This window comes from Pseudomonas syringae CC1557 (genome assembly GCF_000452705.1).
Classification (GTDB): Bacteria; Pseudomonadota; Gammaproteobacteria; order Pseudomonadales; family Pseudomonadaceae; genus Aquipseudomonas; species Aquipseudomonas syringae_F.
This window is the reverse complement of the sequence record NZ_CP007014.1, coordinates 2960067-2972615: the sequence shown is the minus strand read 5'-3', so window position 1 is coordinate 2972615 and position 12549 is coordinate 2960067. Positions and strand designations below refer to the sequence as shown.

Here is a 12549-nt window from a genome sequence, read left to right as displayed (position 1 = left end):
AACGTTGGAGGGTGGCTCGGTCAGGATAGGGCGTGCACTCAGACGGGTAGCAGCACGGTGATGACTTTCTCTTCGGTGTAGGCCAGCGCGCCGCTGAATCCGCCTTCACGCCCGATACCGCTGGTTTTGACGCCGCCCCAAGGCAGGTTGGCGTCCAATGGGCTCCAGCAGTTGATACCCACGGCGCCTGCTTTTACCGCCGCTGCGACACGGTGCGCTCTGACCAGGTCGTTGGTCCAGACCGTGGCCGCGAGGCCATAACTGCTGTCATTGGCGAGGCTGATGGCTTCGTCTTCACTGTCGAACGTGATTAGCGTGCCGACGGGACCGAAGATCTCGTCCCGGGCGATTTCCATATCGTTACGGGCGTTGGCGAAGATCGTCGGACGCACGAACCAGCCCAGCTCAGGGGCCGAGACGCCGCCGGCCAGCAGCGTTGCGCCCTGGTCGATACCCCGTTGGATGTAGCGGTTGACGCGATCGAATTGCGCCTTCTTGGCCACCGGCCCCATCTGTACGCCGGGCTCGCGAGGATCACCCACGTTTACCGCCTGTGCGGCCTCGGCCAGCGCGGCGCCGAAACGCTCGGCGAGGCTACGCTGCACCAGGATCCGCGAACCGGCCGCACACACCTGGCCCTGGTTGGCAAAAAGACCGAGCGTACAGCCGCGCAGGGCGGCGTCGAAGGAGGCATCGTCGAACACAATCTGCGGGCTCTTGCCGCCCAATTCCAAGGCCACGCGCTTGAACAACACGCCGGCAGTGCGCTGAATTTCACGCCCGGCCTCGGGGCTGCCGGTGAAGCTGATCTTGGCGACATCCGGATGTTCACACAGCGCGCGACCGACTTCGTTGCCGTAGCCGGTGACCACGTTGATCACGCCGTCCGGGAAGCCGGCTTCCTGCGCCAGCAGCGCCAGGTGCAGGGCCGACTGCGGGGTTTCTTCCGAGGGCTTGACCACCACTGTGCAGCCTGCCGCCAATAAGGCGGCGAGCTTCCACACGGTGATCATGAGCGGTGAGTTCCAGGGCACGATCGCGCCGACGACGCCGACGGGCTCGCGTACCGTGTATGACAGGGTTTTGGTGCCGAAGTAACCCCCGGTGGGAATGGTGCGACCTTCGAGCTGGTTGGCCCAACCGGCGGCAGCGCGTAGGTTGGCGACCGCGTTGGGCAGGTCCATCCGGCGCGGTTCGATGGGCGAACGGCCAATGGCGTTGGCGTCCAGATCGGCCAGCCGTTCGGTGTCGCGCTCAACCAGGTCGGCCAGTTTCGATAGCAGTCGACCACGCTGGGCGCCGTCGAGTTGGCTCCACTCGCCGCCGTCGAGTTGCCGGCGTGCAGCCGCCACGGCACGGTCCACGTCTTCGCGGGTGCCGCGCGCGGAGCTCCCATACACCTGTTCGGTCACGGGGCTGACCAGGTCGATACGACGATGGTCGAAGCCTTCGCAAGGCGTACCGTCGATGAAATGATTCAAGTGCTCAGTCATTTTGCGGTCCTCGAATAGTGGGCAGGTTCACGCCTTGAGAGACGCCAGGGCATCGCCGAAGATGTCCAGTGCCTTGAAAAACAGTTCGCGGGAGATCGTTAGCGAGGGCATCACGCGCATCACGTTGCTGTAGCGGCCGCAGGGAATCATCAGCACGCCATGGTTGAGCAGATAGCCCATTAACTGGCCGATCTTTTCGCCCGCCAGGGGAGCCTTGGTGAGCGGGTCTTCGATCAGTTCGATGCCGATCATCAGGCCGCGCCCGCGCACTTCACCGACCAACGGGCTGTTGAAACCGCGAATATGCGCCTGTGCCTCCAGCCCCAGCAGGTGGGCGCGGTTGAGCAGGTCGAGCTCAGGATCCTTCAGGATGCTGATGTTGGTCAGTGCCACCGCAGCCGACAACGAGTTGGCGGCGAACGTATTGGGCATGGAACCGTCGGGGATTTTCGCCGCCAGGTCCGAGCGCATGATCAGGCCGGCCATGGGCAGGTCGCTGCCGATGCCTTTGCCGAAGGTGAGCATGTCGGGCTTCACGCCGGAATGTTCGACCGCCCACATTTTGCCGGTGCGGCCAGCGCCGGACTGCACTTCATCGACAATCAGCAATGTGCCGCTGCGGTCGCAGGCCTTGCGCAGCAATTGCAGGAATTCCGGCGACGGCGGCACGTAGCCGCCTTCGCCCTGTACCGGTTCCACAATCACCGCCGCCACATCATCGGCGGCGGTGTACGGGGTGTTCAGCAGGTAGTCGATGTACTCGCCGGCGATCTGCTCGGCGCTTTTATGGGTGGTGTCGAAGGGGAACCGGTAGGCGTAAGGGTAGGGGGCGTGAATCACGCCCCCCATCTGCGCGCCAAAGCCCTTGCGGTACGCCGTGCCGGTGGTCAGCGAGCCTGAAGCGTTCCACACGCCGTGGTAGCCGCCGTGGAAGGCGATGATCTGGTGCCGCCCGGTTATGCGCTTGGCGAACTTGATTGCCGCCTCCAACGCATCACTGCCGCTTTGCGTGAAGAAGGTGATGCAGTCGCCACGCAAACCTTCGGGCGCGATTTCGGACAGCTTGGCGGCCAGCTCGGTACGCCGGGTGCTGTTAATTTCCAGGGCGTGCATCAGCACTGCGGACTGTTCGTGAATCGCCTGCACCACTTTGGGGTGGCAGCGGCCTACGCTGCTGACACCGACGCCGGCGGACAGGTCGATGTAGGTGTTGCCGTCCGGGTCTTTGAAGGTCGCACCGAAGGCGCGGTCCATGGCGATCGGCATACGTCCGCCTCCGCGCGCCATGGACTCGGTACGCGCCGAAAGCGCCAGAGCTTCGCGGGTCTTGGGGCCTGGCAGTTCGCCGGAGATAATCCGCGGGGCATCCGCGAAGTGCAGGGATTGCAGTTTGGCTTCACTCATGACGGTCTCTCTGGAATGTCTATTCAAGTGTGCCAATCATCTCCGGCGCGAGTTCCTGACGGGTAGCCCGAATCGGCACATGAAGTGCACGCATCCCAGCGCACAAACAAACTTGCAGGATTTATGCTATGTGCGACTATCAAACCTGGGCGATCAAAAACAAGAAGATTGGCAGAGGCATGCGATGCAATGAAAAACCAGACGATCAGCCATTTTCGAGACGTCCACATCCATGCGGCCACTATCCAGCAGTGGAACCAGGACTACAGCCAGTTAACCGCCGGCTGCGCCGAGAGTTCGCTGATGCAACTGACGACGACCGGTTGTCACGTGTTTCTCGAACAGATCAATCAGCGAGTGGTACAGAACGGCGTCGCGCCTCGCGGCAAGATGTGCTTTGCCGTGCCGATCAACGTCCCGGGTTCGATTCGCATGCAGGGGCGCGAGGTGGATGACAGCAGCCTGTTCTTTCTCCACGGCGGCGAGGAGTTCATGTTCCATATGCCGATGGGCATGAAACTGCTCTCAATCACCTTCGAGCGTGAATTGTTCGAACAGGCAATGGAGCAAACGGCGTCGGCGAAGGAACTCAACCGGTTGCTGCGCCAGCCGGTAATCAGGGTTTCCCCTCAACGATTCGCACAGGCTCGGCGCCGATTGCTGGCGCTTTTCTCCCAGGCACTGATGCATGAAAATTTCGACAGCACGCCGGATCGTGAGGTAGCGCTGGAGCAGACGATGCTCGGCGAGCTGTTGCAACTGATGACCGACCCCGCCTGTGACAAACACCAGCGAACCTCCAGCTCCACGCGCAGTTTCATTGTCGAGAAATGCCACCGCCTGACCACCGCAGAAATGATCGACGTGCCCAGCGTGATCGGCCTGTGCGAGCGTCTTCAGGTGAGTCGCCGGACGCTGCAGAACAGCTTCCGCTCGGTGGCCGAGACCACTCCGCTGAATTATCTGCGCTCTGTAAGGCTCAACGGTGTACGCCGCACCTTGATGTCCACCCGTCCCTGCGAGCTGACAATTGGTGATGCCGCCGCCCAGTTTGGCTTCTATCACCTGAGCCATTTCGCAGCGGAGTATCAGGAGCTGTTCGCAGAGCTGCCGTCCCATACCGCCCGCGCAGCCATCGCCGGTTACGCGCGCGCCTGAACGAAAAAATCTGCAAGGACCGGATACAAACTGCTTGGGAAACACGGGTGTTTGGCCTTGGGTGCCTGCGTTACCGATCACCCGGAGCTGCAGGTCGGGGTCTGGCGGGGGCAAATCCTTCCGGTTTTTCCTGCCTGGCGCTATTGGCGGTGCCAGTCCTGGCGGTGGTGCATTTCGACGTGCTGACCGGTGCCAGCCAACTGGCACGGCTGCGCAAGGCATCGCCACAGCAGTTTGCGGCATTGGGCAGCCACAAGCTTTAAAGCAGATGCAGCAGCGGCTACAGGGGCGCGCGGGGTGGCTTGCTCAGCGTGACCAGCAGCGCTACGGTCAAAAGCAGTGCCGCCGACACCGACAGCACCGCGACAAAGCCGGCATCAAACGCCGAGCGGGCGAATGCGTGCAGCATGGCGGCGCCTTCTGGAGACAACGTTTCAGCGACGACCAGCGCGTCATCAAGACTGTCGAATGTCGCAGGGTCGCGGGTCAGCCAGGATGGAATCACCACGCCCGCCGAATACGTATAAATCGCCGATAACAGGCTGCCCGCGAGGGTCACCCCCATCGCACCGCCCAGTTCAAATGACACTTCCTCGATGGAGGCGGCCATGCCAGCCTGGTTGACGGGTACGCTGAGCATGATGGTGCTGGACGACGCCGTCAGTGCTGCGCCAATGGTAAAACCCAGCAGCGCAAGGACGATCAGTTGCAGGTACATCGCAGCGTCATACAGTAGCAGGTAGGCCAGCATCGACGCAGCTGATAGCAACAGGGTCCAGAACAGCATCCGCTGGTTCCCCAGGCGAGGCAGGTAGTAGCCGGCCAGCGGCCCAGAGATAAACGAGCCCAGCGGCAGCGGCAGGATGAACAGTGCCGCTTCCAACGGCGACAAGCCAAGCACCAGTTGCAGGCGTTGACTGAACACCAGCTCCATGCCCATCAACGCAGCGGCGGACACCACGGCCGAGATGACCGCATTTCTGAACCCCGTTGCCTTGAACAGCGCCAGGTCGAGCATCGGCTGAGTGGCGCGACGTTGGCGGCGAATAAACAGCATCAGGAACAGCGCGCCCAGCACCATTGCGATCAGCATGCCTTCGAAGAAGGGCGTGCGCTTGCCGAGTTCCTTGACCGCATACGCGACGCTGATCAAGCCGATCATCACCTGCAGCGATCCCAGCCAGTCCCAGCGTTTACTAATATCCCCCGGGTGACTCGGGATCAAGAGGGCGCCAAGGATCAACGCCACCAGCACAATCGGCACGTTGATCAAAAATACCGAGCCCCACCAAAAATGCTCCAGCAACAGGCCGCCCACCACTGGACCGAGCGCCGCACCTCCTGAAGCCACCGAGGCCCATATACCGAATGCCATGGTCTGCTCGCGCGGATCGATGAAGGTCACCCGCACGATTGCCAGCGTGGCGGGCATCATCATCGCCGCGCCGACCGCCAGGAAACCGCGTGCGCCAATCAATACGGCGGCGGAGGGTGAGAACGCCGCAATCAGCGAGAACAGGCCAAACACGCCGAGCCCGCCGATGAACAGGCGTTTGTGTCCGAGCCGGTCACCCAGGGTACCCATGCCCAGCAGCAGGCCGGCGGCGATCAGCGCATAGATGTTAACGATCCAGAGTTTTTCCGAGGCCGAGGCGTTCAGCTCTCGGGTCAGCGTGGGCAGAGCGGTGTACAGCACCGTCATGTCGATGACGATGAGCAGCAAGGCGCTGGAAATGATCGCGAGGATCAGCCAGCGGCGTGGAAAAATCATGGGGGGGCTCAATGTAGGAGAGTTGGAAGGCGGCCACTGTAACCAAGTCAGGACGGCATACGTTTTACACGCGGAAATGTCCGACCAGTTGCTGTTGATGATTGGACATTTTATGCAGTGCGTCGCTGGCTTTCGCCGCTTCGTTCATGCGCTCGGCGAGTGTTTCGCTGATGCCCCGGATATCGCTGACTCGATGGCTGATGTCGTCCACCACGCTGCTCTGCTCAAGGGAAGCGCTGGCGATCTGCTGATTCATTTGGTCGATCACATCCACGGCCTGGGAAATATGCCCCAGCGCAATGCGGGTCTGTTGCACCTGGAGCACGCTGTCGCCAGCTTGCTCGCGGCTCAGCTGGGTACTGTGAACCACTACCCGGCTCAGCTGTTGCAGCGTCTCGATTACCGTGCGCACCTGTTCGACCGAACTCTGGGTGTTGCTCGCCAGGTGCCTGACTTCATCGGCCACCACCGCAAAGCCGCGGCCCTGTTCGCCGGCTCGCGCCGCTTCGATGGCCGCATTCAGCGCCAGCAGGTTGGTCTGCTGTGCAATGGCGCTGATGACGTCCAGTACCTGACCTATCTGTGCGCTGCTGTCGGCAAGGGCGTTGACTTGCTGGAGGGTGGTTTCCAGGCGTTGATCGAGGGCCTCGATGCTGTGCTCGACGGCCGAGAACACCGCCTGGCCTGAGCTGCTGGCGTTTTCGGCGGCAGTCGCGGCGTCGGCGGCGCTGTGGGAGTGACGCGCGACTTCCTGGGCACTGGCGCTCATTTCGTGCAGTGCGGTCGCCGCCAGCTCCACTTCGTGGTACTGACGCTGCATGCCTGCGCTGACTTCGCGGGCAATCCCCGATGAGGTGTCGGCACTGTTGCGGGTGTCCAGGGACGCGGCCTGGATGTCGCGAATAATCGGCTGCAACTTATCGAGGAAACGATTGAAACCACTAGCCAAGTGGCCCAGCTCGTCGCTGCGTCCGCTGGGCAGGCGCTGGGTGAGGTCACCGTCGCCTTCGACAATCGCATCAAGCAGCTCGGCCATCTTCAGCAGCGGGCGGGTCACGCCGTAAGCGGCCAGCCAGATCAGCAGCATACCCAGGCTGCTGGCAAAGATGCCCAGGCCCAGGTTGAGCCAGTTGGACTCGCGACTTTTGTCGTCCAGTTCGCTTTGCATTTGCCGGGCAGGCGCCTGCACCCGCGCCTGCGGAACCTTTATCTCCAGTTGCCAGGCAGGCGTGCCCGCCGCCGTCTGCAAGGGTTGGCGTATATCCAGCGTGTCCCCCGAGACGCCGCCGCTGCGTCCCGCGACTTGGCCCGTGGCTGACAGGATGCTGACTTGGCTGTCGCCCTGATAGAGGTCCTGGCCGAGGTTCGCCGCCAGCTTCTGCAAGGTGTCGAGGCTGATGTCCATGCCCACTACGCCCAGCACTTTGCCGTTGACAACCAGGGGGATGGAAACGCTGCTCATCAGGGCTTTTCGGCCTTCTACTTCGATGGTATACGGTTCGACCACACACACACGTCGTTGCGCTTGAGGGCAGGCGTACCAGGCGTTCCCCGGTTCACTGCCGGCGGGCGCGGTGTTCGCGGCGATTTGTGCCTCGCCAAGTACCTCCTGCACCAGTTGCCCCGGTTGACTCTGTGACCAATACAGCGCGAACCGCCCAGTTTCATTGCCCGCCACGGCGCGTTGGTCGCGCCAATCGGCGTCAGCGCCGGCCAGCGCATCCGGCAGCATGATGACGTACAGGCCGAGGACTTTTTCGCGCTGCTTCAGGGCTTCACGGGCGTTGCTGATCAAGGCTTCGCGCAATTGCGCGACCGTCAGGTGCCCGTTGAGTGTTTGCTCGCGCAGTTGCAGTACCTGTTGCGCAAAGCCTTCGCCATACAGCGCGGTTTCATTGAAAAAACGCTCCACCTGTTGACCCTGTGCCACGGCCTGGGCATGCAATCGCTCCAGCGCAGCCTGACCGAGTAGCTCGCTGCTCTGCTCTTTAAGCAGCTTTGCACTGGCTTGATTCTGATACGCGCTGGCGCCGATCAGGGCCGCCACCACTGTCAGCAGGCAGAGTCCGCTCAGCAGGGTGATACGCCATTGAATGGTGAGGTTAGCTAGCTGCATGGTTGAGGCTTCCTAAAAGCGGGCTTCGCGGCATCCGGGCCTGGTACGGCTGATGCTAGGTTGCAGGCATGACAGGCCAGGCAGCTATCCCAAATCGGCAACTGCGCCGGAATTGAGCGTGCTGCCTCGACCTGTTTTGGGGCGGGGCCTCGAATGCTACCGATTTGGGATAGCGAGCGATTCAGGGGCGGGCATAGGATCAAATTCAGCGCGCAACTAAAACAAAACGCTAACCGGTGCCGATGCTATGTGGTCGGACCACCCCAAAAGCGACTGCCTCATACAATAAGGTCAATAACATGAGTGTATCTATCCCGGTCAACAGCTCCACGGAGCTCAAGCGTGGTGCCCTGGGTGTGGGCTTCATTATATTTTTCGTGATATCGGCGGCGAGCCCGCTGAGTGTGATCGCTGGCGGCTTCCCCATAGGCATCATGCTGGGCAACGGGGCGGGCACTCCGACCTTGCTGATACTCGCCTTGCTGGTGCTGCTGGCGTTCTCGGTGGGCTACACCACCCTGTCGCGCCAGGTGACCAATGCCGGCGGCTTTTACGCGTTCACTTCCCTTGGCCTGGGTGGCCTGGTGGGCGGTGCCGCTGGGGTACTGGCGATGTTTGCCTATAACATTCTGCAGGTTGGGTTGTACGGGATGTTCGGTGGGGTGGTCAGTGGCACCATGGAAGCCGCCTTCGGCCTGGTGCTGCCGTGGTGGTCCTACTCGCTGATGGCGATGGCAAGCATCGCATTCCTGGGTTATCGCAAGATCGACCTGTCGGCGCGGGTGCTGTCGGTGGTGGTGATCGCCGAGTACTTGGCGATCCTGGTCCTGGACTTCGCGATTCTCAAGTCCGGCGGCGACAGCGGTATCAACCTTGACTCGTTCACCAGCAGCCATGTGTTCAGTGGCACCCCTTCAATCGGCTTGCTGTTCTGTTTCGCCGCCTTTATCGGCTTCGAGGCAACGACCATCTACGGTGAAGAGGCCAAGGATCCCAAACGCAGTATCCCGATTGCCACCTACTGTTCGGTGCTGCTGATCGGTGGTTTCTACGCGCTGTCGGTATGGTCGATGGTGGTGGGGGTGGGTTCGGACAAGATCGTACCGCTGCTGCAGTCCTTACAGGACCCGACCACGTTTATCTATGGCATGTCCGACCACTTTGTCGGTCCGCAACTGACCCAGGTTATCCGCGTGTTGTTCATGGTCAGTATCTATGCCGGGCTGTTGGCGTTTCACAACGCGGCAGCGCGTTACTTCTACGCCATCGGCCGCGACGGCCTGTTGCACAGCCTGTTGGGCACCACCCATCGCGTGCACCAGAGTCCGCATATGGGCTCGGCGTTGCAGAGTTTGATCGCGGCCGTCGTGGTGCTGATTTTTGCCGCCATGGACGCTGATCCGATCCTGCAACTGTTTGCCTGGCTGTCCAACCTGGCCACGCTGTGCGTGATCCTGTTGATGGCGCTGACCTCGCTTGCGGTGCTGATGTTCTTCCGACGCCACCCGGAGCTCCAGGTCGGGGTCTGGCGCGGGCAGATCTTTCCGGGTTTTTCGTGCCTGGCGCTATGGGCGGTGCTGGTCCTGGCGGTGGTGCATTTCGACGTGCTGACCGGTGCCAGCCAACTGCTGTCCTATAGCCTGTGCGCGATTATTCCGGCCGCCTTGATCATCGGCATGGTGCTCGCCGCGCGACTGCGCAAAATCTCGCCGCAACGGTACCTGGCCTTGGGCAGCCATAAGCTTTAAGACCCCCAGCGTTTTTTATAGCTCGACTAACCAGACAATCGCAGCCTGCCGTTGCTCGGCATGGCGCGTCAGCGTGTGAAAGGAAGGTTTCAAATGCACAACTACAAGATGCTCATCGATGGGGCTCAGGTGGCCGGCGAAGAAGGCCGGTTTGATGTGATCAACCCGGCCACAGGTATGGCATTTGCCCGCTGCCCGGCTGGGTCACTGGGGCAACTCGACCAGGCAGTCAGCGCCGCGCAGGCGGCTTTCAAAAGCTGGCGCCACAGTAGTCATCCTGACCGTTGCGAGCGTTTGATGGCGATTGCGGCAGATATCGAGCAAGAGGCAGAGTCACTGGCTCGCCTGATTGTGCTGGAGCAAGGCAAGCCGCTGCAGCTGGCGTTTTCAGAGGTCATGGGCGCCGCCGCTTGGACGCGCTACGCGGCCGGGCAGGAGATTGCGGTGGAACTGGTGGAAGAAACCCCCACCCAGCGCATTGAGCTGCACCGCAAACCCTTGGGCGTTGTGGCGTCGATCACCCCCTGGAACTGGCCGTTCATGATTGCTGTATGGCACATCATGCCGGCGCTGCGTGCGGGCAACTGTGTGATCAGCAAACCGTCAAGCCTGACGCCGCTGAGCACCTTGGGCCTGGTGGCAATTATTGCCCGCCATGTCCCCCACGGTGTGATCAATTGCGTGACCGGCGAGCGGGGCTTCGGCAGTGCGATTACCTCGCACCCAGGAATTCAGAAGATCGTCTTCACCGGCTCCACCGCCACCGGACAAAGCGTAATGCGCGGCGCCGCCAGCAACCTCAAGCGCCTGACCCTGGAGTTGGGCGGCAACGACGCCGCCATCGTATTGCCGGGAACCCCCGTGGAGGGAGTGGCCGAGGAGATCTTCCAGGCGGCCTTTCTCAATATGGGCCAGACCTGTGCTGCGCTCAAACGCCTGTACATTCACGAATCGCAGTACCAGGCCTTTGCTGACGCGCTGACGCACATTGCTGCGCGCCAAGTGGTAGGTGATGGCCTGGACGCCGCCGTGACCTTCGGACCAGTGCAAAACCTTGAGCAACTTGAACTGGTGGAGGCACTGGTCGACGACGCACGCGCACACGGTGCACGCGTGTTATGTGGCGGTGCGCGCCTGAAACAACCAGGTTTTTTCTATCCGCCGACACTGGTTGCGGACGTGACCGACGGCCATCGCCTGGTCGACGAAGAACAATTCGGTCCGGTGTTGCCGTTGATTGCCTACCGGGATGTCGAGGATGTCCTGCAGCGCGCCAATGCCGGTGATATGGGGCTCGGCGGCTCGGTCTGGGGGCCGGATGTCGAGCAGGCCCGAACCTTGGCCAGCCGCCTGGAGAGTGGTGTGGCGTGGGTCAATTGTCACGCACAGATCCAGCCGAACACACCGTTTGGCGGCAGCAAGATGTCGGGTTTTGGTGTCGAGTTCGGTCTTGAGGGGCTGTTGGAGTTCACAGGTCAGCAACTGCTGTTTGTCCGCAAGCAGGCTGTCGAAGAAGGAGTTTGAGCCATGCGTTATCTATCACATCATCCCGCATTCGGTTGCACGCTTGTGTGCACCCTGGCGCTCGGCGCTGTCGGCCAGGTGCACGCTTATGAACTGTACAGTGACGAGAGTCGCCATCTCAACGCAGACATGACGGCTGTGTTCGGCCTGCTCAACAGCCGCAAGAGTTATGATGGCGCGCCAGGCGGCGCCAGCTGGCGTGAAGGCTTTATCAAATATGGCTTGAGTGGCGACCAGGCGCTGGGGGGCAATGGCAGCGCATACGGGGCGTTTGCCCTAGTCAGCTCCGCCACCTGGGGGGACGGTGACCCAAGCGGCAACTCGCTGGGTACCGAACGCACCACAAAGATCGAAGACGCCTACCTGGGCTGGCGTTCCGGCGACCTTTTCCCGCTGCTCGGCAAGGATGGCGTGGATATTTCCGGTGGGCGCCAGGTGGTCAAGGTCGGCCGAGGGTTCCTGATCAACGATGACGGACTGAACCCAGGCAAGGGCCCGGCAGATGGAAAATTGAACCGAGGGGGCGCTTACTACCTGGCTGCACGGCACGCGTTCGATCAAACCGCCGTGGTCCGCCTAGGTGGCCAGGATGGCCTGCATGGCAGCGTGTTGTGGCTCAAGTCCGACAACCGTATCCAGGCCGACACCGAGTTGGCCGCCGCTACCCTGGATTACACCGCACAACCGGGAACGCTCGGCTTGACCTGGGTCCATGGCCTGGATGTGAATGATCAATGGGCCAGCGATTTTCAACGCCAGCGCAAGGGCATGAACATCTATAGCGTGCGCGGTGAAGGCGATGCGGGCATCAAGAACGTCAGCCTGGCGTTCGAGTACGCCTGGCAGGACAAGGACGCGGGGCCTGAAAAAGCCTGGTACGGAGAGGCGGGTTACACCTTCGCCGATACCGCCTGGGCACCCAAGGTGACGTATCGCTACACCCGCTATTCGCAGAACTGGGACGCGCTGTTCACCGGCTTGAGCACGGGTTACGGCACGTGGTTCCAGGGGGAGGTGGCTGGCAACTATGCGGGACCGTTCAATACCAATACCAGCATCCAGCATGTCGGGTTGAAGGCAACACCGCTGGAAAACCTGACCCTGGGCGCGCTCTACTTCGATTACAGCACGGTGCGCAAACGCAATGCGCTGAACCTCGATGGCCGCGAGCTGGATGTGTACGCCGAATGGGCAGTCAATCCGCACCTGATCATCACCCCGCTGGTGGGTCTCTACAAACCCAGGCAGGACTCGACCACCGGCGGCAATCAAGTGGGTGGCAATGGCACCAACCTTTACAGCCAATTGTCGGTGGCCGTGCCGTTCTGAGCGCGA

The 12549-nt window shown here is 61.6% G+C and carries 7 protein-coding genes and 3 pseudogenes; 5 read left to right on the top strand and 5 right to left on the bottom strand.

Annotated elements, in window-relative coordinates; genetic code table 11:
- Positions 1–38 precede the first annotated feature (38 nt).
- Positions 39–1493 (bottom strand): aldehyde dehydrogenase family protein, encoded by a 1455-nt coding sequence (locus N018_RS13655; protein WP_025389966.1) that lies wholly within the window; start codon positions 1491–1493, stop codon positions 39–41.
- A 27-nt stretch (positions 1494–1520) separates the two neighbouring features.
- On the bottom strand, positions 1521–2897 hold the full coding sequence (locus N018_RS13650; protein ID WP_025389965.1) for an aspartate aminotransferase family protein: 1377 nt from the start codon (positions 2895–2897) through the stop codon (positions 1521–1523).
- A gap of 189 nt (positions 2898–3086) precedes the next feature.
- Between N018_RS13650 and N018_RS13645 the strand changes: the two genes are divergently transcribed.
- Both N018_RS13645 and N018_RS27440 read left to right on the top strand, forming a co-directional pair.
- On the top strand, positions 3087–4055 hold the full coding sequence (locus N018_RS13645) for a helix-turn-helix domain-containing protein (protein ID WP_025389964.1): 969 nt from the start codon (positions 3087–3089) through the stop codon (positions 4053–4055).
- 78 nt (positions 4056–4133) lie between these two features.
- A pseudogene (locus tag N018_RS27440) lies at positions 4134–4318 on the top strand (amino acid permease); the annotation flags it as partial.
- Positions 4319–4335: 17 nt separating this feature from the next.
- Here N018_RS27440 and N018_RS13640 read toward each other — a convergent pair.
- The 3 genes and pseudogenes from N018_RS13640 to N018_RS28590 all read right to left on the bottom strand — a co-directional run.
- The gene (locus tag N018_RS13640) at positions 4336–5826 is read right to left on the bottom strand and encodes an MFS transporter (protein WP_025389963.1); all 1491 of its coding nucleotides are present in this window, start codon (positions 5824–5826) and stop codon (positions 4336–4338) included.
- Between the two features lie 64 nt (positions 5827–5890).
- Positions 5891–6409 (bottom strand): annotated as a pseudogene (locus N018_RS28595) (methyl-accepting chemotaxis protein); the annotation flags it as partial.
- Between the two features lie 339 nt (positions 6410–6748).
- Positions 6749–7558 (bottom strand): annotated as a pseudogene (locus tag N018_RS28590) (PDC sensor domain-containing protein); the annotation flags it as partial.
- A gap of 683 nt (positions 7559–8241) precedes the next feature.
- On the opposite strand from N018_RS28590, the gene N018_RS13630 reads away from it, so the two are divergent.
- From N018_RS13630 to N018_RS13620, 3 genes are all read left to right on the top strand, one after another.
- On the top strand, positions 8242–9690 hold the full coding sequence (locus N018_RS13630; protein WP_025389961.1) for an APC family permease: 1449 nt from the start codon (positions 8242–8244) through the stop codon (positions 9688–9690).
- 93 nt (positions 9691–9783) lie between these two features.
- Entirely contained in the window at positions 9784–11214 is a 1431-nt protein-coding gene (locus N018_RS13625; RefSeq protein WP_025389960.1) for an aldehyde dehydrogenase family protein, read from the top strand.
- Positions 11215–11217: 3 nt separating this feature from the next.
- Positions 11218–12543, top strand: coding sequence for a hypothetical protein (locus N018_RS13620; RefSeq protein ID WP_025389959.1), 1326 nt, complete (start codon positions 11218–11220; stop codon positions 12541–12543).
- The last annotated feature ends 6 nt before the right edge of the window (positions 12544–12549 follow it).